Origin of the sequence: Pseudomonas sp. MWU12-3103b, from assembly GCF_023100615.1 — a bacterium.
Classification (GTDB): Bacteria; Pseudomonadota; Gammaproteobacteria; order Pseudomonadales; family Pseudomonadaceae; genus Aquipseudomonas; species Aquipseudomonas putida_A.
Map to the genome: position 1 here is coordinate 41,068 of NZ_JALMEY010000001.1, position 24,202 is coordinate 65,269.

Consider the following 24,202-nt stretch of genomic DNA (forward strand, 5'->3'; position numbering starts at 1 on the left):
AGTATAGCGATCGCGACGACTGACTTTGTGGCACGGCCATGAAGCGCTTCCGGCCGGGCGTGATACCGACCGTGGTGGTGGCGTTGCTGTTGCCGCTGCTGGTATCGCTGGGTTTCTGGCAACTGGGCCGGGGGGCGGAGAAAACCGCCCTGCTCGCCACTTATGCCGAGCGCCGCGCGGCTGATCCGATGGCCAGCAGCGAATTGCTGCACAGCGCCGACCCGGCCTTTCACCGCGTGCATCTGTACGGCCAGTTCGATGGCGCCCACAGCCTGCTGCTCGACAACCGCCAGCGCAACGGCAAGGTCGGTATCGAGCTGCTGCAACCGTTTCAGGATCGGGCCACCGGCCAGTGGCTGCTGGTCAATCGCGGCTGGCTGCCATGGCCGGATCGCCGGGTGACGCCGCAATTCGCAACCCCCACCGACGCGGTCAACCTGGATGCCTGGGTCTACGTCGCCCCCGGCGCGACCTTTCAGTTGCACGCCGACCCGGCCAGCAGCACCTGGCCGCAAACGATCACCGCCGTCGAGCCGGCCAAACTGTGGAAAACCCTCGAACGCGACGGCTTCGCCTACGAACTTCGTGCCGAACCCGGCCCCGCCAGCTATGAGGCCGACTGGCCGGTCGTCGCCATGGGCCCGGAAAAACACCTTGGATACGCCGTGCAGTGGTTCGCCATGGCCACCGCCCTGCTCGGTCTCTACCTCTACCTTGGATTGCACAACGCAAAGGAGAAACACCATGGGAACGGCCATGAATCCACCCAGCATGTCTGAGGCGAAAACCCCGGCCACCCGCCGTCGCGGGCGGATCCAGCTGTTGCTGATTGTGCTCGGCGTGGTCGGCCCGATGATCCTCGCCACCGGTATGTACAAATTGCAGTTCTGGGTGCCGGAAGGCCGCAGCTATCACGGCGAACTGATCGGCAACGGCCAGACCCGCGCCGACCTCGGCGTACAAGCCGATGAACAGCGCTGGCAGATGCTGGTGACCGCGCCGAAGGATTGCGCGGTGGACTGCCAGCAACTGGTGTACCTCGCCCGGCAGATCCAGATCGGCCTCGGTCGCGACGCCGGGCGCGCCAGCCACGCCCTCGCCGCCGCGCAACCGTTGAGCGCCGACTACGAGGCCAAGCTGACCCGTGAATATCCGCAGCTGCAACGTTATCCACTGGACAGCGCTGCGTTCAGCAAGGCCACTGGCGACAAGGCCACGCCGCACCTGTGGATCATCGACCCCCACGGCAACCTGGTGCTGCGCTACGACCCGAGCGTGAAGGGCAAGGATCTGCTCAACGACCTGCGCCACCTGCTGAAACTGTCGAACATCGGATAAGGGCATCGTCATGGCCAAACCTGGATTTCGCCTCGCGCTGTTTGCCACCCTGCTGGCACTGCTCGTCGTGCTGCTCGGCGCCTACACCCGCCTGACCCATGCCGGCCTCGGCTGTCCGGACTGGCCGGGCTGCTACGGCTTTATCAGCGTGCCGAAAAGCGAAGCCCAACTGGCCCATGCCGAACTGCATTACCCCGACTCGCCGGTGGTGGCGCACAAGGGCTGGAACGAGATGATCCACCGTTACTTCGCCGGCACCCTCGGCCTGCTGATTGCGATTTTGGCCGGGCGTGCCTGGGTCAATCGTGGTCATCCGGGCCAGCCGCTGAAACTGCCGCTGTTTCTGCTGGCGGTGGTGTTCGCCCAAGCGGCGTTCGGCATGTGGACGGTGACGCTCAAGCTCTGGCCGCAAGTGGTCACCGGGCATTTGCTCGGCGGTTTTGCGACCTTGAGTCTGTTGTTTTTGCTGACGTTGCGATTGTCCGGCGTGCTGCCGGCACTGACCGTGCCCAAGCGCTTGCAGTATTGGGCAACGGCGGGGCTGTTGCTGGTGATCGGCCAAATCGCGTTGGGTGGCTGGGTCAGTTCCAACTACGCGGCGGTGGCCTGCATCGACTTCCCGACCTGCCACGGGCAATGGCTGCCACCGGCGGATTTCGCCAACGGTTTTCACCTGACCCAGCACATCGGCCCCAATTACCTCGGCGGACAACTCGACAGCGACGCGCGCACGGCGATTCACCTGACTCATCGCATCGGCGCGCTGCTGGTGACGATCGTCCTGCTCGGTCTGGCCTGGCAGCTCAGGGCCGTCGGCATGACGCGTTTGGCCGGGCTAGTCGTCATTGCCCTCGGCGCACAGATCACTCTTGGCATCAGCAACGTGTTGTTCCATCTGCCGCTGCCAGTGGCCGTGGCGCACAACGCTGGTGGCGCAGCGCTGCTGCTGAGCATGGTGCTGGTCAATTATCACGCGCGCACCAGTCTGGTCCGGGTCAAACAGCCGATGTTGGCGCGCTGGCGTCTGAGCCCGCGTAAACATTCGGCGGCGCCCATCACGATAAAAGGAGAAACGCCATGGCGCTTCTGATCGGCGAACGCCCCGCGCAAGCACTGTGGCGTGACTATCTGGAGCTGACCAAGCCGAAAGTGGTGGTGCTGATGCTGATCACCTCGCTGGTCGGCATGTTCCTCGCGACCCGCGCCGGGGTGCCGTGGACGGTGCTGGTGTTTGGCAATCTGGGGATTGCGTTGTGTGCCGGCGGCGCGGCGGCGGTCAATCATGTGGTGGATCGGCGTATCGACGCGGTGATGGCGCGCACGCACAAACGGCCATTGGCCGAGGGCCGGGTTTCACCGGCAGCAGCGCTGACCTTTGCGCTGGTGCTGGCGCTGCTCGGGCAGGCGATGCTGCTGACCTTCACCAATGCGCTGACCGCGTGGCTGACCCTCGCTTCGTTACTCGGCTACGCGGTGATCTACACCGGTTTCCTCAAACGCGCGACGCCACAGAACATCGTCATCGGCGGTCTTGCCGGCGCCGCTCCTCCGCTGCTCGGCTGGACCGCCGCCACCGGCCATGTCAGCGCCGAACCGTTGCTGCTGGTGCTGATCATCTTCGCCTGGACCCCGCCGCACTTCTGGGCGCTGGCGATCCATCGCAAGGAGGAATACGCCAAGGCCGACATCCCGATGCTGCCGGTAACCCACGGCGAGCACTACACCAAGGTGCATATTCTGCTGTACACCTTCGCGCTGCTCGCGGTGAGCCTGCTGCCGTACGTGATCCACATGAGCGGCGTGCTCTACCTCATCTGCGCCCTCGCGCTGGGCGCAAGGTTTCTGCAATGGGCCGTGGTGCTGTACCGTGGCACTCGGCCGCACGCGGCGATCAACACCTTCAAGTACTCTATTTATTACTTGTTCCTGTTGTTCATCGCCCTGCTCGTAGACCACTACTTACTGTTGAACCTATGACTCGAACCCAGAAAACCGTCTTCATCCTCGTCGCCGTGATCGCGCTGATCCTGGGACTGACCGTCAACAAAGTGCTGAGTGGCAAGGGCCAGGGCGACCCCACCGCGCTGATCGACGCCGGTATCATCCTGCTGCCGCAGAGCCGCACGTTGCCGGGCGTGACCATGACCAATCAGGACGGCCAGCCGGTCGCCATCGACGAGTTGAAAGGCAAGTGGAGCCTGCTGTTTTTCGGCTACACCTTCTGCCCGGACATCTGCCCGACCACCCTCGCCCAACTGCGCCAGATCAAGAGCGAATTGCCCAAAGACGCGGTGGATAAGTTGCAGATCGTGCTGGTCAGCGTCGACCCGAACCGCGATAACCCGCAGCAGTTGAAGCAGTACCTGGGCTACTTCGATCCACAGTTCGTGGGCCTGACGCCGAAGTCGATCGAAGAACTGCAGAAGGTCGCGAATGCGGTGAGTATTCCGTTCATTCCGGCCGATACCAGCAAACCGAATTACACCGTCGACCATAGCGGCAATCTGGCGGTGATCGGGCCGGATGGGACGCAGCGCGGGTTTATTCGTGCGCCGTTGAACAACGCCAAACTGGTGGCGCAGCTGCCGGTGATGCTTAACCGCAAGTAGCAACACCACTGAACCATTGTGGGAGCGGGCTTGCTCGCGAATGCAGTGGGTCAGATAAAGAAATGTTGGCTGACACACCGCATTCGCGAGCAAGCCCGCTCCCACAAGGACGGTGTTTCAGGCAAAAAAAGGGGGCGCTCATGGCGCCCCCTTTTTTTTTGCAGCGATCTAAATCAGAACGCCGGCAATACCGCGCCTTTGTACTTCTCGGTAATGAATTGCTTCACTTCCGGGCTGTGCAGCGCAGCCGCCAGTTTCTGCATCGCGGCGCTGTCCTTGTTGTCCGCACGGGACACCAGGATGTTGACGTACGGCGAGTCGTTGCCTTCGATCACCAGCGCATCCTTGGACGGATCGAGCTTGGCTTCCAGCGCGTAGTTGGTGTTGATCAGCGCCAGATCAACCTGGGTCAGCACGCGCGGGATGGTCGCGGCTTCCAGCTCACGGATTTTCAGGTCTTTCGGGTTCTGCGCGATGTCTTTCGGGGTCGACAGAATGTTGGTCGGATCCTTCAGGGTGATCAGGCCGGCCTTGGCCAGCAGCAACAGTGCACGGCCGCCGTTGGTGGCATCGTTCGGGATCACCACGTTGGCGCCGCTTGGCAGTTCCTTCAGATCCTTGATCTTGTTCGAGTAGGCGCCCAGCGGCTCCAGATGCACGCCGGTCACCGCCACCAGGCTGGTGCCCTTGGCCTTGTTGAACTCATCGAGGTACGGCTGGTGCTGGAAGAAGTTGGCGTCCAGGCGCTTTTCAGCCACCTGCACGTTCGGCTGAATGTAGTCGGTGAAGACCTTGACCTTCAGATCCACGCCTTCTTTGGCCAGGGCCGGCTTCACGAATTCGAGGATTTCCGCGTGCGGCACCGGGGTGGCGGCGACAGTCAGGGTTTCGGCGTGGGCCGAAAAAGCGGCTACGGCAGCGAAAGCAGCGATCAGTTTTTTCATTCAGCTAACTCCTTATGAGGCGCCCGTCTGGCGCCTGCCAGCGAATGGCCGGCTCATCTCTTGATTACAAAAACCGGTTATTTGCGCGAGAAATGCACGACCAGACGGTCGCCGACCATTTGCAGCACTTGTACCAGTATCAGCAGCAACACCACGGTGACGATCATCACGTCAGTCTGGAAACGCTGGTAGCCGAAACGGATCGCCAGGTCACCCAGACCACCGGCGCCGACCACACCGGCCATTGCCGTGTAGGACACCAGAGTAATCGCGGTCACCGTAATCGCTGCGAAGATGCCTGGACGGGCTTCCGGCAGCAAGGCGTTCATGATGATTTGCCGAGTAGTCGCGCCCATCGACTGGGTGGCTTCGATGATGCCGCGATCGACTTCACGCAGGGCGGTTTCTACCAGACGCGCGAAGAACGGCGTCGCACCCACCACCAACGGCGGAATCGCACCGGCCACGCCCAGCGAAGTGCCGGTGATCAGCACGGTGAACGGAATCATCACGATCAGCAGAATGATGAACGGCAACGAACGCAGGATGTTTACCGCCAACGACATGATCGCGTAGACCACCCGGTTTTCCAGCAGTTGGCGCGGGCTGCAGAGAAACAGCAGCACGCCCAGCGGCAAGCCGAGCAGAACGGTGAACAACAGCGAACCACCGAGCATCAGCATGGTGTCGTTGGTGGCCAAGCCGATTTCCAGCCAGTCGATGTTCTGGAAGAACAGCTTGATGGCTTCTACTGCGGCGTCGTAGTTCTTGATTGCAGCGTCGTACATTTCCATTAACGCAGCACCTCCATGTGAACGTCAGCGGCGGTGAAACGAGCGAAAGCCGCTTCCATGTCGCCACCGGTGACGGCGAGGGTCAATTGCCCGTAAGGAATGTCTTTGATGCGGTCGATGCGACCGGCGAGGATGCTGTAGTCGACCCCGGTTTCCCGGGCAACGGTACCGAGCAACGGCGCGTAAGTCGCTTCGCCTTGGAAGGTCAGACGGACGATGCGACCCGGCACGTGAGCGAAGTCATCACGCTGCTCGTTTTCGTCAATCTGCTCGCTTTCCTGGACGAAACGCTTGGTGGTCGGGTGCTGCGGATGCAGGAACACATCGGCCACCGAACCTTGCTCGACGATCACCCCTGCGTCCATCACCGCGACCTGATCGCAAACGCGACGGATCACGTCCATCTCGTGGGTGATCAGGACGATGGTCAGCTTCAGTTCACGATTGATCTCGGCCAGCAGTTGCAGAACCGACGCGGTGGTCTGCGGGTCGAGGGCGCTGGTGGCCTCGTCGCACAGCAGAATTTTCGGCTTGGTCGCCAGGGCGCGGGCGATGCCGACGCGCTGTTTCTGGCCGCCGGACAATTGTGCCGGGTACTTTTTGGCGTGATCGGACAGACCGACCCGGGCCAGCAACTCGGCGACGCGTTGATTGATTTCACTGCTCGACAGTTCGCCGGCCAGGGTCAGCGGCAGCGCAACGTTGTCGGCCACGGTCTTGGAGGCGAGCAGGTTGAAGTGCTGGAAGATCATCCCGACCTGCTGGCGGAAACGACGCAGGCCGTTGGCGTCCAGCGCGGTGACTTCTTCGCCGTCGACGATGATCTTGCCGCCGCTGGAATCTTCCAGGCGATTGATCAGACGCAGCAGGGTACTTTTGCCCGCACCGGAATGGCCAATCAGGCCGAAGACCTGACCGTTTTCAATCGAAAGACTGGTCGGGTGCAGGGCGGGGATGTCCTTACCGGCGACGCGGTAAGTTTTGTGGACGTTTTGAAACTCGATCACGTAGCGAACCTTGTGGGGCGCGTTAGAAAAGGATCAGCGGTTAGCCGGGCGCGCATTTTAGCCTGTCCGTATAGAGGTTCTTAGCATTTATTTCGCAATTAACCTTCGATTTGGCAATAACAAGATCAAAGGTCATAAAAAAGGAACGCCCGTTCCCGCTCATTGGTCACTAGTTAAGCGACTTGAAACCCTGGGTAACCGTGCCCGGAAACGCTCAAGAGTCCCCGTTGAAACGGGGTCAACCGAGGAGTTTACGTCTGATGAGCAGCAAGAAACCTACGACCGACAAAAGCCAGCTGGCCGGAACCGATACCAAGGATCGCGCCAACACCAACGCCAAACTCGACAGCCTGGAGAAATTTCGCTCCGACGCTACCGGCCAGGCCCTGCGTACCAACCAAGGGGTGAAGGTCGCCGATAACCAGAACACCCTCAAGGCCGGCCCGCGCGGGCCGTCGTTGCTGGAAGACTTCATCATGCGTGAGAAAATCACGCACTTTGACCACGAACGCATTCCGGAGCGCATCGTTCACGCGCGCGGCACTGGCGCGCATGGTTTCTTTCAGGCCTACGAGAACCATTCGACACTGACCAAGGCCGGCTTCCTACAGGATCCGGGGAAAAAGACTCCGGTGTTCGTACGTTTTTCCACCGTGCAGGGGCCGCGCGGTTCCGGTGACACCGTGCGCGACGTGCGCGGTTTCGCGGTGAAGTTCTTCACCGACGAAGGCAACTTCGATCTGGTCGGCAACAACATGCCAGTGTTCTTCATTCAGGACGCGATCAAATTTCCCGACTTCGTCCATGCGGTGAAACCCGAGCCGCACAACGAAATCCCCACTGGCGGCTCGGCCCACGACACCTTCTGGGACTTCGTCTCGCTGGTACCGGAATCGGCGCACATGGTGATCTGGGCGATGTCCGACCGGGCGATCCCGAAAAGCCTGCGCAGCATGCAGGGCTTTGGCGTGCACACCTTCCGCCTGGTCAACGCCGAGGGCAAATCGCGCTTCGTCAAATTCCACTGGCGCCCAACCGCCGGCACCTGCTCGCTGGTGTGGGACGAGGCGCAGAAGCTCGCCGGTAAAGACACCGACTACCACCGTCGCGACCTCTGGGAAGCCATCGAGATGGGCGACTACCCGGAATGGGAGCTGGGTGTGCAGATCATCGAGGAGGAAAACGAACATGACTTCGATTTCGACATCCTCGACCCGACCAAGCTGATCCCCGAAGAAATCGTGCCGATCACCCCGCTGGGCAAGATGACCCTGAACCGCAACCCGGACAACTTCTTTGCCGAGACTGAACAGGTCGCGTTCTGCCCGGGCCACATCGTGCCGGGGATCGACTTCTCCAACGATCCGCTACTGCAAGGCCGGCTGTTTTCCTACACCGATACGCAGATCAGCCGACTCGGTGGGCCGAACTTTCATGAGCTGCCGATCAACCGCCCGGTCGCGCCATTCCATAACGGCCAGCGCGACGCGCAGCACCGCACGGTGATCGACAAGGGGCGCGCGTCTTACGAGCCGAACTCGATTGATGGCGGCTGGCCGAAAGAGACTCCGCCAGCCGCGCAGGACGGCGGCTTCGAGAGCTACCCGGAACGCATCGATGCGAACAAGATCCGTCAGCGCAGCGAGTCGTTCAGCGATCACTTCTCGCAGGCGCGGCTGTTCTTCAACAGCATGAGTGAGCACGAGAAGGAGCACATCATCGCCGCCTACAGCTTCGAGCTGGGCAAGGTCGAACGCGAGTTCATCCGTGCACGGCAGGTGAACGAGATTCTCGCCAACATTGACCTGGAATTGGCCAAACGTGTGGCAGCCAACCTCGGATTGCCAGCGCCAGGCAAAGGCACGGTCGAGGTGCGTAAAACCTCGTTCGATCATTCGCCAGCGCTGAGTCAGGCGAATCTGCTGCCAGAGGACATCAAAACCCGCAAAGTGGCGATTCTTGCCGCTAACGGCGTCGATGGTGCAGCGATTGATGCGATGAAAAAGGCCTTGGAAGCAGAAGGTGCGCACGCCAAGCTGCTCGGCCCGACTTCGGCACCGGTGAAGACTGCCGACGGCAAAGCCCTGCCGGTGGACGCATCCATGGAAGGTATGCCTTCAGTGATCTTCGATGCGGTGTTCGTGCCCGGTGGTGCGGCGTCGATCAAGGCGTTGAGTGGCGACGGCGTGGCGCTGCATTACCTGCTGGAAGCCTACAAGCACCTCAAGGCGATTGCGCTGCACGGCGAGGCCAAGCAGTTGCAGGATCTACTGAAGCTGGAAGCGGATGCAGGACTGCTGCAGGGCAAGGATGTGCCGGGGTTGACCAAGCCGTTCTTCGCGGCGATCGGGCAGCATCGGGTCTGGGCGCGGGAGCCTAAGGCTAAGGCCATTCCAGCTTAAGGAAACTGGCTGCCTGAGAGGAAGCCTTCGCGAGCAAGCCCGCTCCCACAGGGTTCACGCTGTACCTGTGGGAGCGGGCTTGCTCGCGAAGCTTTTAGGGTTTAGCGGGAATCAGAACCATCTGCGCCGGCACCGTGCGCAGAATCTGCTTCTCGATCTGCAGCTCGAAATCCGGATTGAGTTTCTTCACCCGCTTGCTCAGCAACGTCGCCAGCCAAGGATAGTCCTGGGTGCGCGGCGCCTGAATGCTCACAGCGCACTCATAATTCACCACATCGGCGGCGATCGCGTCGAGTTGCCGACGAAGTTTGCGGCTATCGTTGATGTTCAGCGCCACCGTGGTGCTTTCGGCAGTCGGATCGATGACCTTGGCTTTCGGTTTGGCTTCGGCCGCCAGCAGCGCCGCTTCGGCTTTCTCCAGCTCGGCTTTGCGCGCTTCGGTGATGGCACCATTGACGCCACCGGTCAGCGCCGGGGCTTTCGGCATCAGGGCACGGGCACGGCTCAGCGCAGTGGCTGCGGCGTTCACATCACCCTTTTGCAATACGATCTGGCTGCGGCGCAGGTAGGCCTCAGCCAACTGGCGCTGGTATTGCTCCAGGGACTGATCGTTGGGGGTTTGTGCCTGCAAGGCGGCCAGTTGGTCTTCGGCGGTGGCCAGTTCGCTGCTGGCCAGGCTTTGCTCCAGCTGTGCGATGGCCGTGGCCCGCGCGTCGGGGGCTTCGGCCACCGGCGGCGTGCTTTGGCAGGCGCCCAGCAGCACGGAAAATGCGACAAGGAGCAGATAACGGGAGGCGAACGGCTTCATTCCTGCGACTCTCTAATTGCGCAAAAAGCGAGCAAGTCTACACCCCTCGACGGGGCAGAACAAAACTCAGCAGAAACAGTGCGGCCGCCGTCACAACGATCGACGGCCCCGCCGGGGTGTCCTTGAACCATGACAACGCCAGCCCGCCACATACGGCGAGCATGCCCAGCAGGCTCGCGCCCACGGCCATCTGCTCCGGCGAGCGGGCGTGACGTTGTGCCGCAGCCGCCGGAATGATCAGCAGCGAAGTAATAAGCAACACACCGACGATTTTCATCGCCACCGCGATCACCACAGCAATCAACAGCATCAGCGCCATGCGCAGGCCCGCCACCGGCAGGCCTTCGACCTTGGCCAATTCCTCATGCACGGTGATCGCCAGCAGCGGCCGCCACAGCGTCACCAGCAACACCAGCACCGCCGCGCTGCCGCCGAGGATCCACGCCAGATCGGTCGGGCTGATCGCCAGCAGGTCGCCGAACAGATAGGCCATCAGGTCGATCCGCACTTCATGCATGAAGCTTAGTACCACCAGCCCGAGAGAGAGCGTGCTCGGCGCGAGAATTCCCAACAGCGTGTCGGAGGCCAGCGGCTGACGCTGTTGCAAGGTCACCAGCAGCACCGCCAGCAACAGGCAGCCGACGGTCACCGCGACCGCCGGGCTGACATCCAGCAGAAAGCCCAGGGCCACGCCGAGCAGCGCAGCGTGGGACAGGGTGTCGCCGAAGTAGGCCATGCGCCGCCAGACCACAAACGAACCCAACGGCCCGGCCACCAGCGCCAGCGCCAGACCTGCAAGCAGGGCATACAACAGAAAATCAGCCATGCTTGCAGTGGTCTCCGTGAACGTGGGTGTGGCCCGCACCGGGCGCCTTGACCACCGAACCGTGCAGGTCGTGGGCGTGGTCGTGATGGTGGTGATAGATCGCCAGGCTCGGCGCATTCTTGCCGAACAGTTCGACGAACGCCGGATCGCCGCTGACCTGCTCGGGATGCCCGGAGCAGCAGACGTGGCGATTCAGACAAACCACCTGATCGGTGGTGCTCATCACCAGATGCAAATCGTGGGACACCATCAGCACGCCGCAGCCGTGACGGTCACGCAGGCGGGTGATCAGGCTGTACAGCTCGGCCTGCCCGGCGACATCGACGCCCTGCACCGGCTCATCCAGCACCAACAGCTCCGGCTCGCGCAGCAGCGCCCGGGCCAGCAGCACGCGCTGCATTTCGCCACCGGAAACACTTTGCACCGGGCTGTCGATGACGTGTTCGGCGCCGACTTCCTTGAGCGCCGCCAATGCACGCGGACGGTCTACGCCGGGCACCAGGCGCAGGAAGCGCAGTACCGACAGCGGCAAGGTCGGATCGACGTGCAGCTTTTGCGGCATGTAGCCAACGCGCAGTTTCGGCTTGCGCCAGACGCTGCCGCTGTCCGGTTTCAGCAGCCCGAGCACGGCCCGTACCAGGGTGGTTTTGCCGGCGCCGTTGGGGCCGATCAGGGTGACGATCTGCCCCGGTTCGACGCTCAGCTCGATGTTGTCCAGCACGGTCTGCCCGGCAAAAGTGACGGCAACCTGCTCAAGACGGATCAACGGGTTGCTCATCAAGCCCCCTGGCAACCGGAGCACAGGCCGACCACTTCGACGGTCTGTGCTTCGACGATGAACCCGACATCCCTGGCGCTGTGGATGATCGCGTCGCTGATGGCTTTCTGTTCCAGCTCGATCGCGGCGTGGCACTCGCGGCAGATCAGGAACTGGCCCTGATGCGCATGCTCGGGATGCACACAACCGACGAAAGCGTTGAGCGAGGAGATGCGGTGCACCAGGCCGTTTTCCAGAAGGAAATCCAGCGCACGGTACACGGTCGGCGGCGCGGCGCGGCGGCCGTCCTGCTCGCTGAGCACCGCGAGAATGTCGTAGGCGCCCAGCGGCTTGTGGCTCTGCCACACCAGTTCCAGCACCCGCCGGCGCAACGCAGTCAGGCGCAGGCCTTTCTGGGCGCACAAGGTATCGGCCTCGGTCAGTGCGCTGTGCACGCAATGAGAGTGGTCGTGGGGACGGCTGGCAATCGGTGTAATAGGCATGGGCGGCGACGCGTTTTGATAGAGACGTTATTATGTTACCCGTTCTCGCCTCCTTGAGTGGTCATCGTGTCCCGACTTTTTTCTGTTTTTGTGGCGTTTATCGCCAGTTTTCTGCTGATCGGTTCGGCTCAGGCCGAGGTCAGGGTTCTCACCAGCATCAAACCGCTGCAGTTGATTGCCGCGGCGGTGCAGGACGGGATCGCCATTCCGGAAGTGCTGCTGCCACCGGGTGCCTCGCCGCACAATTACGCCCTGCGCCCATCCGACGTGCGCAAGGTGCAATCGGTGGATCTTCTGTACTGGATCGGCCCGGACATGGAAGGTTTCCTGCCGCGCGTGCTGAACGGTCGTACGCTGCCGAGCGTCGCCGTGCAGGACCTGCCGGGCATGAAGTTGCGCCGCTTTGCCGAAGACAGCCACTCCCACGCAGAAGATGCCGACGAGCATGATCACGATCATCGCCCGGGCACGCTGGACGCGCATTTGTGGCTATCGCCGGTCAATGCTCGGGTGATTGCCGACAGGATGGCGGCTGATTTGAGCGCTGCCGACCCAGCCAACGCCGAGCGCTACCAGAGCAACGCCAAGGCCTTCGACGAGCGTCTTGATGCGCTCGACGCGCGCCTGAAAAAACGTCTGACCAGCGTTGAAGGCAAACCGTACTTCGTGTTCCACGAAGCGTTTGATTATTTTGAAGAGGCTTATGGCCTGAAGCACGCCGGGGTGTTCAGTGTGGCAGCGGAAGTGCAGCCCGGCGCGCAGCATGTAGCGGCAATGCGCAAACGCCTGCAGGAAGTCGGCAAGACCTGTGTGTTCAGCGAACCGCCGCTGCGTCCACGCCTGGCGGAAACGCTGGTAGCGGGACTGCCAGTGAAACTGGCGGAGCTGGATGCACTGGGCGGTTACACCCCGGCAACCGCTCAGGGTTATGAGCAGGTGCTGGAGAAGCTGGGCAACGATTTGGCCGGGTGCCTGGAATCGTTGTAACCCCACAAGACCCGTGGCGAGGGAGCTTGCTCCCGCTTGAGTGCGCAGCACTCACAAAAATCAGGCTGACTGCCAGAATTTTGGGGCCGCTTCGCAGCCCAGCGCGAGCAAGCTCGCTCGCCACACTTTAAAGAGCGAAAGGTAGCGGCGTATGCACCTGCTGCCGCTGCGCCAAGCGCTGCTCGAACTCCCGCGGATCGTGAATCAGCACGTCCTGCCCGGCAAACTGCTCGGCGGCGATCAACCGCGACAACCAGAACCGCACACAGGCCACGCGCAGCATGGTCGGCCACAGCTCCGCTTCAGCGGCCGTGAACGGACGCAGCGCCGCATAGGCACCGAGGAATGCGCGGGCACGCGGCCCGTCAATCAAGCCTTCCTCGTCCGAACACCAGTCGTTCAAGGCAATCGCCACGTCATAGAGCATCGGTCCCGAGCAGGCGTTGTAGAAGTCGATCAAGCCGGTCAGGTGCGTGCCTTCGAACATCGCATTGTCGCGGAACAGATCCGCATGAATGTTGGCTCGTGGCAGCGCGAGGATTTTGTCTTTCTGCAGGGTGATTTCTTCCAGCGCCTTGTGCAGCAGCGCACGCGGCTCGTCGCTCAAGTGCGAGAGAAACTCGTTGCCCTCCTCCAGCATCCAGTCCAGGCCACGATCGGTCTTGCGCTTGATCATGCGCTCGCCCTGAGTCGCCAGGTGCAGATGCGCCTGCAACTCGCCGACCTGCACGCAATGCTGGGCGTTGGCAACTTTGATGTGCTTGCCGGACAGGCGCGGCTGGAGCAATGCCGGTTTACCCTTCAGTTCACGCAGGGCCACGCCGTCAGTGGTACGCAGCGCGTAGGGCACCGGCAGATCAGCCTCGTGCAGCACGTCGAGCAGGTCGATGAAGAACGGCATTTCCTGCACCGGGCCGCGCTCGACCAGGGTCAGGACGAATTCGCCCTGCTCCAGGCTGATAAAGAAATTGGTGTTTTCGCTGCCGGCGGCGATCCCCTGGAAATCAAGCAGACGGCCGAGCCCGTAAGGGGCGAGAAAGGTTTCCAGCTCGGGCCGAGCCAGGGGGGTGAACACAGACATGGTTAAAAACTGCTCAGTTCGGGCGCCGCGATCAAGCGGCGCCGATTAAAAAGTCAGGAATCTTACTTCCAGGTAAAGATTTCCCACGACGGAATCAGCATATCCGGCTGGTCGGAACGGATGTAGTTCACGTCCGAACCATCGGCGCGCACCAGAAAATACGGTTTGCCGCCCTTCGGCGTGACCTTGATCGCATACACAAAGCCACTGCGGCTGTATTCCTGAATGACCTTGTCGCCTTCGGTGTGCGTGTTAATGGTAACTTCCGGCTCCTTTGACGGCGCATCATCCGCCGCCATCGCGGCCAATGGTGAGGCAGCAATCAAACCGACCAGCAGCAAGCGATTTAACGTACGCATGATAACCTTGTCCCTTTGTCGTCAACGGTCCCGCTATTCTAGCGCCGGGCCCGCCGAAAAGGTTGATTCTGCTCATGAGCCAAGCCCCCCTCGTCCTGGTGGACGGTTCGTCTTACCTGTACCGCGCTTTCCACGCCCTGCCACCGCTGACCACCTCCAAAGGCCTGCCGACCGGCGCGGTCAAAGGTGTGCTGAACATGCTCAAAAGTCTGCGCAAGCAGTACCCGGACAGCCCGTTCGCCGTGGTCTTCGATGCCAAGGGCGGGACGTTTCGCGATGAGATGTACGCCGAATACAAGGCCAACCGCCCAAGCATGCCCGACGACATGCGGGTGCAGATCGAGCCGCTGCACCAGAGCGTGATCGCCCTCGGCTTCCCGCTGCTGTGCGTGGAAGGCGTCGAGGCTGACGACGTGATCGGCACCCTGGCACGCAGCAGCGCGGCGGCGGATCGTCCGGTGATCATCTCCACCGGCGACAAGGACATGGCGCAACTGGTCGATGGCCACATTACCTTGGTCAACACCATGTCCGGTAGCTCGATGGATGTGGAGGGCGTGAAGGAGAAATTCGGCGTCGCTCCCGAGCAGATCATCGATTATCTGGCGCTGATGGGCGATTCTTCCGACAACATTCCGGGGGTTCCCGGCATCGGTCCAAAGACCGCCTCCGGCCTGCTGGTCGGCGTCAACGGCGGCCTGACCGAGTTGTACGCGAATCTCGACATCGTCCCGACCCTGCCGATTCGTGGGGCCAAGACCCTGCCGGCCAAGCTCGAAGAGCACAAGGAGATGGCTTTCCTCTCCTATCAACTGGCGACCATCAAAGTCGACGTGCCGCTGGACATCGGCCTCGATGACCTGCAGATGGGCGCGGAAGACCCGGCCAAGCTCTACGAGCTGTACACCCTGCTGGAATTCAAAAGCTGGATCAATGATCTGGATCGCGACGCCAAGCGCCAGGAACTGAGCGCTGCCGCGGAACCTGCGCCGGCTGGCGATCTGTTCAGCCCCCGCGCAGAAGAAGCCCCTGCCGCTCCGACCGAAGCAGCGTATGAAACCATCCTTGATCAGGCGCGTTTCGACGTCTGGCTGGAGAAACTGAACAACGCCAAGCTGTTCGCCTTCGACACCGAAACCACCGGCATCGACGCGCAACAGGCGCAACTGGTCGGCCTGTCGTTCGCGGTGCAGGCCAACGAAGCGGCATACATCCCGCTGACCCACTCCTACATCGGCGTGCCGGAGCAGCTGGATCGCGACACGGTGCTGCGTGCGTTGAAGCCGATCCTGGAAGACCCGAACAAACTCAAGGTCGGCCAGCACGCCAAGTTCGACATGAACATTCTGGCCAACTGCGCCATCGGCGGTGATCAGAACGAAGGCATCACCGTGCGCGGCATCGCCTTCGACACCATGCTTGAGTCCTACGTGCTCAACTCCACCGCCACCCGCCACGACATGGACAGCCTCGCGCAGAAGTACCTGGATCACACCACCGTGAGCTTCCAGGACATCGCCGGCAAAGGCGCCAAGCAGCTGACCTTCGACCAGATCGCTCTGGAGCAGGCCGGCCCATACGCAGCCGAAGATGCCGACATCACCCTGCGTCTGCATCAGACCCTGTTTGAAAAACTCAGCGCAATCCCGAGCCTGGCCAGCGTGCTGACCGACATCGAAATCCCGCTGGTGCCGGTGCTGGCGCGCATCGAGCGTCAGGGCGCGTTCGTCGATGCCGAACTGCTCGGCATCCAGAGCATTGAGCTGGGCAACAAGATGGTCGCGCTGGAGCGAGAAGCCTTCGAAATTGCCGGTGAAGAATTCAACCTCGGCTCGCCAAAGCAGCTGGGCGTGATCCTCTACGAAAAGCTCGGACTGCCGGTGCTGAAGAAAACCGCCAAGGGCCAGCCATCGACCGCCGAGGAAGTGCTGGCAAAACTGGCCGAGGATGATCACCGCTTGCCGAAAGTGCTCATGGAACACCGTTCCATGAGCAAGCTGAAAAGCACCTACACCGATCGACTGCCGGAGCAGATCAACCCTCGCACCGGGCGTATCCACACCTCGTATCACCAGGCCGTAGCATCGACCGGGCGCTTGTCCTCCAGCGATCCGAACCTGCAGAACATTCCGGTGCGTACCGCTGAAGGCCGGCGTATCCGTCAGGCGTTCGTCGCGCCCGAAGGCTACAAACTGCTGGCAGCGGACTATTCGCAGATCGAACTGCGGATCATGGCCCACTTGTCCAAGGACGAAGGCCTGATGAATGCCTTCCGCAACAATCTGGACGTGCACACCGCAACCGCCGCTGAAGTATTCAAGGTCGAGCTGAGCGAAGTGACGTCCGACCAGCGCCGTGGCGCCAAGGCGATCAACTTCGGCCTGATCTACGGCATGGGCGCGCAGAAACTCGGCAAGGACATCGGCGTCGACACCAAGACCGCCAAGGCCTACATCGACACCTACTTCGCCCGTTATCCGGGTGTGCGCGAATACATGGAGCGCACCCGCAAGCAGGCCGCCGACCAAGGCTATGTAGAGACCTTCTTCGGTCGTCGCCTATATCTGCCGGAAATCAACTCGAACAAGCCGCAGGAACGCGCTGCCGCCGAACGCACGGCGATCAACGCGCCGATGCAAGGCACCGCCGCCGACATCATCAAGAAAGCCATGGTGGCGGTGGATAACTGGCTGGCATCGTCCGGGCTGGACGCCAGAGTCATCCTGCAGGTGCACGACGAACTGGTACTGGAGGTTCGCGAGGATCTGGTCGATCAGGTGAGTCAGGAAATCCGCCTGCACATGAGCGAAGCGGCGAAACTGGACGTGCCGTTGCTGGTGGAAGTCGGCGTCGGCAACAACTGGGATGAGGCGCACTGAGGCGTCTAGGTCGGGCGTTTGCCGCGACACACTGTCGCGGCAAACGCCCGAAAAGCGCTTATTTCGAATCGCGCTTGCGGTTATTCCAAAGCTTTTTGAAAAAAATCTGAACTAATCTGACAACTCACTACTCAGAGATACTGAATGGCTGGTGAAGCCCTTCGATGCTCCTATGTTGTGTTAAGTGTTGGCAGATATCTGAACCCCGCCCTAGCGGTTCGGAACTTGAACCCCGGAACTTCTCCCTCCCCATATGAAGTCCGGGGCTTTTTTTACCCAAAAATCGGCTGTAGCGCGGTCATGCTGCGTTAAAAGCGTTACTAAAAATGCTCATTTAGGTCCCCTAAACTCCGCTTTTTAGTAACGCTTTTGCCTTGCCTGACCGCACTACAACCAATTTTCCATAATCCGATTATTCAGCTGTTGCTTCCGCACCCTTGTCCGCCAGTTCCATCCAGCCTGCCAACACAGTGTAGGCCTCTTCCAGGCCCATGCGTTTTGGCGCCGAGAACAGCTGGATCGTCACCAGATCGCCCCAGCCCTTGCGGATTTCCGACTGCACTTTGAGCAGGGTGTTCTTGGCGGCGCCGTAGGTCAGTTTGTCGGCCTTGGTCAGCAGAATATGCATCGGCATGCCGGCGGCAACGGCCCAGTCGAGCATCAGCAGGTCGAAGTCGGTCATTGGATGACGGATGTCCATCATCAGAATCAAACCCTTCAAACTCTCCCGGCCACCGAGGTACGCCTCGAGGTGACGCTGCCAGTGTTGCTTGAGCGGGATCGGTACTTTTGCATAACCGTAGCCTGGCAGGTCGACCAGACGCCGTTCATCGTCTAGCTTGAAGAAGTTCAACAGCTGTGTGCGACCCGGGGTTTTCGAGGTGCGCGCCAGACTGGCGTGAGTCAGGGTGTTCAGTGCGCTGGATTTACCGGCGTTGGAACGACCGGCGAACGCCACTTCGAAGCCTTCGTCGTCAGGGCATTGATCGACTTTGGCGGCACTGAGCATGAACGTGGACTGTTGGCACAGGCCGAGGATGGGATTCTTGAGTTGCATGGGATTTCCGATGTGGGCGGCGCCGGGATTGGGCGCGGAACGCGGTGTCGCTTCCGTTTCAGTGACGCCAGTATATAATGCCGCAGATTTTGTGTGTGCTTTGTCCCAGCGAAGGATGAAGTTCACGAGAGCCAAAGACCTTGATTGCGCATCAGAACGCAGAACGCTCTCAACCCTGAAAAGGTCGTTTTATGACGAAATGGCTGCTGGCTGCCGGAGTCCTGATACCGCTTTGCGGCGCACAGGCTACACAGGAACCGGAAGCCGTGTACAACCGTGTTTGTGGTGCCTGTCATTCCGGCCAACTACCCATGGCGCCCGAAAGAGGCGATCAGGCAGCTTGGACGCCGAGGTTGGCGAAAGGTATGGAGACGCTGGTGCAACACGTGACCCAGGGTTTCAAGGCGATGCCGCCGCGTGGTTTGTGCATGGACTGCAGTGCCGAGGATTACCAGGCCATCATCCTTTGGATGAGCGAGAGTAAACCCGGTCCATAACTCTTAACCCTTAGCCGTAGTTGGATTAGCTGATGAACAAATTGATCGTGAGTCTGCTGTTGACCGTGGGAATTTCAGGCTTCGCCCATGCTGCCGGTGATGCCGCCGCCGGCCAGGCGAAAGCTGCCGTCTGCGGAGCCTGCCATGGCCCGGACGGGAACAGCATGGCGCCAAACTTCCCGAAACTGGCAGGTCAGGGTGAACGCTACCTGACCAAGCAATTGCACGACATCAAGTCGGGCAAGCGTCAGGTTCTGGAAATGACCGGCCTGCTGACCAACATGAGCGACCAGGATCTGGCTGACATCGCAGCCTACTTCGCCAGCCAGAAAGGCAGCGTCGGCGCAGCCGATCCGAAGATCGTCGCTCGCGGTGAAGCTTTGTTCCGCGGCGGTAATCTGGCCAAGGGGCTGCCAGCCTGCACCGGTTGCCACTCGCCGAATGGCGCCGGCAACGCCGCCGCCGGCTTCCCGCATCTGGGTGGTCAACACGCTCAATACATCGCCAAGCAACTGACCGATTTCCGTAAGGAAGAAGGCGGCCGCAACAACGACGGCGACACCATGACGATGCAGACCATCGCCAAGCGCTTGAGCGACGAAGACATCGCCGCAGTCGCCAGCTACATCCAGGGCCTGCACTAACCGCCCTGAATCGAGCGTTAACGCTGATGGACATCTCCTGCAACGTTAACGCTCGATTAATCCGTCGCAGCAAGTATAAAAAGGGTGGCTTTGGCCGCCCTTTTTTGTGGCCGCTGCCGTTACACTACAGAACTCATGCCCGCCAGGACCTGTCTGAAAACAGGTCGCGCGAGGCGACCAAAATTGTCCAGGAGTAAAGCATGCGTAATCTGATCATCAGCGCCGCTCTCGTCGCTGCCAGCCTGTTCGGCGTGACCGCCCAGGCCGCCGAAGCACCCGCTGCCCCTTATGTCGAACTGGCCAACCCGGTGCCAGTGGCAGAGCCTGGCAAGATCGAAGTCGTGGAGCTGTTCTGGTACGGCTGCCCGCACTGCTACGCGTTTGAGCCGGTGATCAATCCATGGGTTGAAAAACTGCCGTCCGACGTCAACTTCGTACGCATTCCTGCCATGTTCGGCGGCCCGTGGGATGCTCACGGCCAAATGTTCCTGACCCTGGAAGCAATGGGCGTCGAGCACAAGGTTCACGCTGCGGTTTTCGAAGCAATTCAGAAACAACACAAGAAGCTGACCGACAAGAACGACATGGCTGACTTCCTCGCCACACAAGGCGTGGACAAGGACAAGTTCCTCGCCACCTTTGACTCGTTCGCGATCAAAGGTCAGATCGTCAAAGCGCGTGAGCTGGCCAAGAAGTATGAAATCACCGGCGTGCCAACCATGATCGTCAACGGCAAGTACCGCTTCGACATCGGCTCTGCCGGTGGTGCCGAGCAAGCCCTGAAACTGGCTGATCAACTGGTCGCCAAAGAGCGAGCGGCCAACAAGGCAGCCGCCAACTAAGCGCGGTAACCGCCATGCGCCGCTGGGGCACCGAACGCAGCGTTGGCCTGCATGATCCGCAGGTCAACGAGCATCACCTGGAGTCCACGGGCCTGCCCGCAGACCATCGTTTGCGCTTGCTCAGTTTCAATATCCAGGTCGGCATCAGCACCGAGCGCTATCGGCATTATCTGACCCGCAGCTGGCAGCACCTGCTGCCGCACACCGGGCGCTCAGGCAATCTGCAGAAGATCGGTGACCTGCTTGGCGACTTCGATCTGGTCGCCCTGCAGGAAGCCGATGGCGGCAGTCTGCGCTCAGGCTACGTCAATCAAGTCGAACACCTGGCCCACCTCGGCGCCTTCCCCTACTGGTATCAACAACTCAATCGCAACCTCGGCCGACTGGCCCAGCACAGCAATGGCGTGCTCAGTCGCCTGAAGCCGTGGGCGATCGAAGATCATCCGCTGCCCGGCCCGAAAGGTCGCGGCGCGATCCTGCTGCGCTTCGGCGAAGGTCCGGAGGCGCTGGTGGTGGTGATGATGCATCTGGCGCTCGGCGCACGGGTGCGCAGCCTGCAACTGGCCTATATTCGTGACCTGATCAGTGGCTACAAGCACCAGATATTGATGGGCGACATGAACACCCATGCCAGTGATCTGCTACAACAGTCACCGTTACGCGATCTCGGCCTGCTGGCCCCGCAGATGCAAGCCACCTTTCCCAGTTGGCGGCCACAGCGATGCCTTGATCATATTTTGCTCAGCCCGACCCTGACCCTGGAAAAGGTCGAAGTGCTGGCCCAACCCATTTCCGATCACCTGCCGGTCGCGGTAGAGATTCGTCTGCCGGGTTCGCTCACGGCCGATGCATTGCCCGCGTTGAGTCCTGCCCCTCGCGGAACCCCTGAATGAGCGACGACGCCCAGCGCTGGAAAGAGAAGTACCTCAAAAGCATCGAACAACAGGACAAGCTCGAACGTCGCTGGGCCGCCCGGCTCGACTTGCTGCGCCGCGGTCTGGTGCGCAGCACGCTGGCCGCTGAAGGCACCGACAAGGTCGTTGATCAGTGCATGAAAGAGATGCGCGACGTGGTGCGCACCGACGACATGGACGCCGGCCTCGCCGCCCTGCTGCCGCGCCTGGAAAAAGCCGTGCTCGATTCCGAGCAACGTCGCGAAACCCGAATCGATCAGGTCAGCACCGCGCTTACCGCGCTGGTCACCCAGCTACAAGCGCTGCCGCTGCCTCGGGAAGTCGCTCAGCCGCTGAAAAAATTCGCCAAGCAACTCGACAGCCGGGTCGGCCAGGCGCGGGAAATGCCGCTGCTGCTGAGCGAACTCAGTGGCTTGCAGGGCAAGGCGTTGAGCCAGTTGGAAACGCCGCCCGAGCCCGACCGCCCGGGCTTTTTGCAGCGCCTGTTTGGCAGCCGTGACAGTGAAGGGGTGCCAGAGTCTTCGGATCAGCCTCAGGCACCGACGCCGACGCCGACACCGACGCCGGTCAACGCTGAACCTGCGCCTGAGCCGGTACCCGCGCCAACCGCAGCGGTCGAGCCGATTCCGGCAGCACCCGTCACTGCAGCGGCCATCGCGCAACCACCAGAGGCCGAGCTTAAGCAAACGCCAGCAGTGCAGCCCGAGTCCGAATCACCTGTGTTCGCGTTCGTGCCTCCGGTCATTGCTGCCGAGCCGATCAGCGAACCCGTTGCTGCACCTGCACTGCCAGCGGCCGAACCTGAAGCCGAACGGCCGACCACCCCGATCACGGCGCCAGCACCTGCTGCCGCGTTCAACCCCGACGAGTTGATCCACCCGGGCGACATCCCGGCACCGTTGCTCCTCGATAGTCTGCCCCTACCCGAACCGATTGCCCAGGCTTTGGCCGCCATCGATCCGGAGCAACCCGAGCAGGACATTCTGTACGCCTTGCCCGATTCCCCGGAGCCGTCTTACAGTTCAGTGGCCAAACACATCGAAGACACGCTGATCGGGCTGCTCGACGACCTGACCCTGCCCGAGCGCCATCGCCCGCAGGCTGAGGCGATGCGCGACCGGTTGAAAAATGGCCTGAACTGGTACGAACTGCTGCCGATTCTCGACGATCTAGCGACCTTGATGCTGGCGATCACCGACAGCGGCCAGCACGAATTCGAAGCCTATCTGCAGCAACTCAACGAGCGCCTCGAAGCGTTCCAGAGCAACCTGCAGGCCGCCAGCGAAGGCCACGCCGACAACAGCTCGGCGGCGCGGGCGATGGACACGCAGATCCGCGAGCAGGTCGATGGTTTGCAGACCAGCATGCAGGAAGCGGCCGATCTGGATGACCTCAAGCAAGTGCTGGAGAACCATCTGGAAGGCCTGCTCGGCACCATGGATCAACACCAGAAACAACGCGATGCCCGCGAGCAGGAAGTGGCGGCACGCCTCAAGGGTCTGGCCGAGCGTGTGGCGCACATGGAGCAGGAAGCCCTGGGCTTTCGCGAACACCTGGAAGAACAGCGGCAGAAAGCCCTGATCGATCCGCTGACCGGCCTGCCCAACCGTGCCGCCTGGAGCGAGCGCCTGGAACACGAGATCAAGCAGTGGCAGCAACACGGCAACACCTTGAGCCTGGCGATGCTCGACCTCGATCATTTCAAGCGCATCAACGACAACTACGGCCATCTGGCCGGCGACAAGGTGCTGAAGATCATCGCCACAGTGCTGCGCAAACGCCTGCGCGCTGCGGATTTCATTGCCCGTTTTGGCGGTGAGGAATTCGTTCTGCTGCTGCCGGCGACCACGCCTGCGGTGGGTGCCAAACTACTGGAGACCCTGCGCGCGGCGATCGAAGCCTGCCCGTTTCACTTCAAGGGCGAACGGGTGACCATCACCATTTCCATGGGCCTGGCGTCGTTCAAAACGGGAGAACACAGCGATCTGGTGCTCAAAAGAGCCGATCAGGCGTTGTACCGCGCAAAAAACGGCGGGCGCAACCGGGTCGAGCTGGGCTGAGTAATTGTTCCATTTTGTTTAATTCAGCCCGCCGGCCGTCGAGACCCGAGGCATTACGTTACACTGTTGCATTACTGTCTTGCGTGTACTGCCTCTTGCCATGAAATTTTTTACCCTTCTCGCGTCGCTGCTCATTCTGGCCGGTTGTGCCAGCGGCCCGCGTTACGACACCAGCCATCCTTCGGCCAATCACGACAGCCGCGTGCAGTTCGTGATCGTGCATTACACCTCGGCGTCGCTCTCGCGTTCGCTGCAACTGCTGACCCACGGCGAAGTCAGCAGCCACTACCTGATCGGCGACGACAAGAGCGCCACCATCTACAAACTGATGGATGAAAACCAGCGCGCCTGGCACGCCGGGGAAAGCCAGTGGCAGGGCCGCACCTGGCTCAATTCCAGTTCGATCGGTATTGAAATCGTCAATCCAGGCTTCAAGGACACGCCGACCGGGCGCCTGTGGTTCCCCTATAGCGAAGCTCAGATTCAGTCGCTGATTGTCCTGCTCAAGGACATCAGCAAGCGCCAAGGCATCAGCCCGCGCCATATCATCGGTCACAGCGACATCGCGCCCCTGCGCAAACTCGACCCCGGCCCACTGTTCCCATGGAAACGCCTGGCCGCCGAAGGCTTGGGCGTATGGCCTAATGAACAAGCGGTGGCGCGGCAGCAGGTGCTGTTCAACGCCGAATTGCCGAGCATCAGCTGGTTCCAGGAACAACTGGCGCGCGTCGGTTACGACACCCCGCAAACCGGCGAGCTGGATGTAGCGACGCGCCATGTGCTCGCAGCGTTCCAGATGCATTTCCGCCCTTCCCGTTTCGACGGTATGCCGGACGCGCAAACAGCCGCGTTGTTGCTGGTACTCAATCAGACAAAATAATGACGCCCGCCCGA

Annotated in this window: 24 protein-coding genes; 14 read left to right on the forward strand and 10 right to left on the reverse strand. The window is 61.3% G+C overall.

The annotated features are described in order from the left end of the window. Positions 1-38 precede the first annotated feature (38 nt). The 5 genes from M0808_RS00225 to M0808_RS00245 are packed head-to-tail and all read left to right on the forward strand — an operon-like array spanning position 39 to position 3,947. The gene (locus M0808_RS00225; RefSeq protein ID WP_247839433.1) at positions 39-779 is read left to right on the forward strand and encodes an SURF1 family protein; all 741 of its coding nucleotides are present in this window, start codon (positions 39-41) and stop codon (positions 777-779) included. Continuing rightward, on the forward strand, positions 745-1,338 hold the full coding sequence (locus M0808_RS00230) for a hypothetical protein (protein WP_247839435.1): 594 nt from the start codon (positions 745-747) through the stop codon (positions 1,336-1,338). The genes M0808_RS00225 and M0808_RS00230 overlap by 35 nt, the downstream gene beginning before the upstream one ends. A 10-nt stretch (positions 1,339-1,348) precedes the next feature. Then, entirely contained in the window at positions 1,349-2,428 is a 1,080-nt protein-coding gene (locus M0808_RS00235; protein ID WP_027610226.1) for a COX15/CtaA family protein, read from the forward strand. Continuing rightward, complete coding sequence (gene cyoE, locus M0808_RS00240; protein ID WP_003220336.1) at positions 2,416-3,315, forward strand: heme o synthase; 900 nt, start codon at positions 2,416-2,418, stop codon at positions 3,313-3,315. Before M0808_RS00235 ends, cyoE begins: the two co-directional genes overlap by 13 nt. Beyond that, positions 3,312-3,947, forward strand: coding sequence for an SCO family protein (locus M0808_RS00245; RefSeq protein WP_007962772.1), 636 nt, complete (start codon positions 3,312-3,314; stop codon positions 3,945-3,947). Before cyoE ends, M0808_RS00245 begins: the two co-directional genes overlap by 4 nt. A gap of 173 nt (positions 3,948-4,120) precedes the next feature. On the opposite strand, the gene M0808_RS00250 is transcribed toward M0808_RS00245, so the two are convergent. The 3 genes from M0808_RS00250 to M0808_RS00260 all read right to left on the reverse strand — a co-directional run bounded on the left by M0808_RS00250 (position 4,121) and on the right by M0808_RS00260 (position 6,692). Beyond that, the gene (locus M0808_RS00250; protein WP_247839437.1) at positions 4,121-4,891 is read right to left on the reverse strand and encodes a MetQ/NlpA family ABC transporter substrate-binding protein; all 771 of its coding nucleotides are present in this window, start codon (positions 4,889-4,891) and stop codon (positions 4,121-4,123) included. A gap of 77 nt (positions 4,892-4,968) precedes the next feature. After that, on the reverse strand, positions 4,969-5,679 hold the full coding sequence (locus tag M0808_RS00255; RefSeq protein ID WP_193774905.1) for a methionine ABC transporter permease: 711 nt from the start codon (positions 5,677-5,679) through the stop codon (positions 4,969-4,971). A 5-nt stretch (positions 5,680-5,684) separates the two neighbouring features. After that, on the reverse strand, positions 5,685-6,692 hold the full coding sequence (locus tag M0808_RS00260; RefSeq protein WP_098966482.1) for a methionine ABC transporter ATP-binding protein: 1,008 nt from the start codon (positions 6,690-6,692) through the stop codon (positions 5,685-5,687). A gap of 260 nt (positions 6,693-6,952) precedes the next feature. On the opposite strand from M0808_RS00260, the gene katE reads away from it, so the two are divergent. Beyond that, on the forward strand, positions 6,953-9,094 hold the full coding sequence (gene katE / locus M0808_RS00265) for a catalase HPII (protein WP_135294665.1): 2,142 nt from the start codon (positions 6,953-6,955) through the stop codon (positions 9,092-9,094). A gap of 94 nt (positions 9,095-9,188) precedes the next feature. Here katE and M0808_RS00270 read toward each other — a convergent pair whose 3' ends face one another. The 4 genes from M0808_RS00270 to M0808_RS00285 are packed head-to-tail and all read right to left on the reverse strand — an operon-like array spanning position 9,189 to position 11,988. After that, entirely contained in the window at positions 9,189-9,902 is a 714-nt protein-coding gene (locus M0808_RS00270; protein WP_150369916.1) for a PA5502 family lipoprotein, read from the reverse strand. Positions 9,903-9,939: 37 nt separating this feature from the next. Next, a complete protein-coding gene (znuB, locus tag M0808_RS00275; protein WP_247839439.1) occupies positions 9,940-10,728 on the reverse strand; it encodes a zinc ABC transporter permease subunit ZnuB in 789 nt (262 codons plus the stop codon). Further along, positions 10,721-11,506, reverse strand: a complete 786-nt coding sequence (znuC, locus tag M0808_RS00280; RefSeq protein WP_027610233.1) for a zinc ABC transporter ATP-binding protein ZnuC — start codon at positions 11,504-11,506, stop codon at positions 10,721-10,723. The genes znuB and znuC overlap by 8 nt, the downstream gene beginning before the upstream one ends. Further along, entirely contained in the window at positions 11,506-11,988 is a 483-nt protein-coding gene (locus M0808_RS00285; RefSeq protein ID WP_097090199.1) for a Fur family transcriptional regulator, read from the reverse strand. Before M0808_RS00285 ends, znuC begins: the two co-directional genes overlap by 1 nt. Positions 11,989-12,054: 66 nt before the next feature. On the opposite strand from M0808_RS00285, the gene M0808_RS00290 reads away from it, so the two are divergent. Continuing rightward, positions 12,055-12,975, forward strand: a complete 921-nt coding sequence (locus M0808_RS00290; RefSeq protein WP_247839441.1) for a zinc ABC transporter substrate-binding protein — start codon at positions 12,055-12,057, stop codon at positions 12,973-12,975. Between the two features lie 127 nt (positions 12,976-13,102). Here M0808_RS00290 and M0808_RS00295 read toward each other — a convergent pair whose 3' ends face one another. Continuing rightward, positions 13,103-14,056, reverse strand: a complete 954-nt coding sequence (locus tag M0808_RS00295; protein WP_247839443.1) for a homoserine kinase — start codon at positions 14,054-14,056, stop codon at positions 13,103-13,105. 62 nt (positions 14,057-14,118) lie between these two features. Further along, positions 14,119-14,415 (reverse strand): DUF2782 domain-containing protein, encoded by a 297-nt coding sequence (locus M0808_RS00300; protein ID WP_007962757.1) that lies wholly within the window; start codon positions 14,413-14,415, stop codon positions 14,119-14,121. 74 nt (positions 14,416-14,489) lie between these two features. Between M0808_RS00300 and polA the strand changes: the two genes are divergently transcribed. Further along, entirely contained in the window at positions 14,490-17,294 is a 2,805-nt protein-coding gene (polA, locus tag M0808_RS00305) for a DNA polymerase I (RefSeq protein WP_247839445.1), read from the forward strand. Positions 17,295-17,706: 412 nt separating this feature from the next. Here the strand turns inward: polA and yihA are convergent, their stop codons facing one another. Further along, positions 17,707-18,351, reverse strand: a complete 645-nt coding sequence (yihA, locus tag M0808_RS00310; protein WP_047597033.1) for a ribosome biogenesis GTP-binding protein YihA/YsxC — start codon at positions 18,349-18,351, stop codon at positions 17,707-17,709. Between the two features lie 191 nt (positions 18,352-18,542). Here yihA and M0808_RS00315 point away from each other — a divergent pair, with 191 nt between their 5' ends. The 6 genes from M0808_RS00315 to M0808_RS00340 all read left to right on the forward strand — a co-directional run bounded on the left by M0808_RS00315 (position 18,543) and on the right by M0808_RS00340 (position 24,188). Next, positions 18,543-18,848 (forward strand): c-type cytochrome, encoded by a 306-nt coding sequence (locus M0808_RS00315; protein WP_041073683.1) that lies wholly within the window; start codon positions 18,543-18,545, stop codon positions 18,846-18,848. A gap of 32 nt (positions 18,849-18,880) precedes the next feature. Next, a complete protein-coding gene (locus M0808_RS00320; RefSeq protein ID WP_247839447.1) occupies positions 18,881-19,492 on the forward strand; it encodes a c-type cytochrome in 612 nt (203 codons plus the stop codon). 200 nt (positions 19,493-19,692) lie between these two features. After that, positions 19,693-20,334 (forward strand): thiol:disulfide interchange protein DsbA/DsbL, encoded by a 642-nt coding sequence (locus M0808_RS00325; protein WP_027610241.1) that lies wholly within the window; start codon positions 19,693-19,695, stop codon positions 20,332-20,334. Positions 20,335-20,348: 14 nt separating this feature from the next. Beyond that, positions 20,349-21,227 (forward strand): endonuclease/exonuclease/phosphatase family protein, encoded by an 879-nt coding sequence (locus tag M0808_RS00330; protein ID WP_027610242.1) that lies wholly within the window; start codon positions 20,349-20,351, stop codon positions 21,225-21,227. Further along, positions 21,224-23,308: a GGDEF domain-containing protein gene (locus M0808_RS00335; RefSeq protein WP_247839449.1), complete on the forward strand. Its 2,085-nt coding sequence runs from the start codon at positions 21,224-21,226 to the stop codon at positions 23,306-23,308. The genes M0808_RS00330 and M0808_RS00335 overlap by 4 nt, the downstream gene beginning before the upstream one ends. 100 nt (positions 23,309-23,408) lie before the next feature. Further along, entirely contained in the window at positions 23,409-24,188 is a 780-nt protein-coding gene (locus M0808_RS00340) for an N-acetylmuramoyl-L-alanine amidase (protein ID WP_247839451.1), read from the forward strand. Positions 24,189-24,202 lie beyond the last annotated feature (14 nt).

Coding starts and splice junctions, on each gene's coding strand:
- M0808_RS00235 (WP_027610226.1), top strand. CDS start 1,349: ATGGCCAAACCTGGATTTCGCCTCGCGCTGTTTGCCACCCTGCTGGCA.
- yihA (WP_047597033.1), bottom strand. CDS start 18,351: ATGCAACTCAAGAATCCCATCCTCGGCCTGTGCCAACAGTCCACGTTC.
- M0808_RS00330 (WP_027610242.1), top strand. CDS start 20,349: ATGCGCCGCTGGGGCACCGAACGCAGCGTTGGCCTGCATGATCCGCAG.
- M0808_RS00300 (WP_007962757.1), bottom strand. CDS start 14,415: ATGCGTACGTTAAATCGCTTGCTGCTGGTCGGTTTGATTGCTGCCTCA.
- M0808_RS00255 (WP_193774905.1), bottom strand. CDS start 5,679: ATGTACGACGCTGCAATCAAGAACTACGACGCCGCAGTAGAAGCCATC.
- M0808_RS00335 (WP_247839449.1), top strand. CDS start 21,224: ATGAGCGACGACGCCCAGCGCTGGAAAGAGAAGTACCTCAAAAGCATC.
- katE (WP_135294665.1), top strand. CDS start 6,953: ATGAGCAGCAAGAAACCTACGACCGACAAAAGCCAGCTGGCCGGAACC.
- M0808_RS00320 (WP_247839447.1), top strand. CDS start 18,881: ATGAACAAATTGATCGTGAGTCTGCTGTTGACCGTGGGAATTTCAGGC.
- M0808_RS00270 (WP_150369916.1), bottom strand. CDS start 9,902: ATGAAGCCGTTCGCCTCCCGTTATCTGCTCCTTGTCGCATTTTCCGTG.
- znuB (WP_247839439.1), bottom strand. CDS start 10,728: ATGGCTGATTTTCTGTTGTATGCCCTGCTTGCAGGTCTGGCGCTGGCG.
- M0808_RS00245 (WP_007962772.1), top strand. CDS start 3,312: ATGACTCGAACCCAGAAAACCGTCTTCATCCTCGTCGCCGTGATCGCG.
- polA (WP_247839445.1), top strand. CDS start 14,490: ATGAGCCAAGCCCCCCTCGTCCTGGTGGACGGTTCGTCTTACCTGTAC.
- cyoE (WP_003220336.1), top strand. CDS start 2,416: ATGGCGCTTCTGATCGGCGAACGCCCCGCGCAAGCACTGTGGCGTGAC.
- znuC (WP_027610233.1), bottom strand. CDS start 11,506: ATGAGCAACCCGTTGATCCGTCTTGAGCAGGTTGCCGTCACTTTTGCC.
- M0808_RS00325 (WP_027610241.1), top strand. CDS start 19,693: ATGCGTAATCTGATCATCAGCGCCGCTCTCGTCGCTGCCAGCCTGTTC.
- M0808_RS00295 (WP_247839443.1), bottom strand. CDS start 14,056: ATGTCTGTGTTCACCCCCCTGGCTCGGCCCGAGCTGGAAACCTTTCTC.
- M0808_RS00315 (WP_041073683.1), top strand. CDS start 18,543: ATGACGAAATGGCTGCTGGCTGCCGGAGTCCTGATACCGCTTTGCGGC.
- M0808_RS00250 (WP_247839437.1), bottom strand. CDS start 4,891: ATGAAAAAACTGATCGCTGCTTTCGCTGCCGTAGCCGCTTTTTCGGCC.
- M0808_RS00340 (WP_247839451.1), top strand. CDS start 23,409: ATGAAATTTTTTACCCTTCTCGCGTCGCTGCTCATTCTGGCCGGTTGT.
- M0808_RS00225 (WP_247839433.1), top strand. CDS start 39: ATGAAGCGCTTCCGGCCGGGCGTGATACCGACCGTGGTGGTGGCGTTG.
- M0808_RS00230 (WP_247839435.1), top strand. CDS start 745: ATGGGAACGGCCATGAATCCACCCAGCATGTCTGAGGCGAAAACCCCG.
- M0808_RS00285 (WP_097090199.1), bottom strand. CDS start 11,988: ATGCCTATTACACCGATTGCCAGCCGTCCCCACGACCACTCTCATTGC.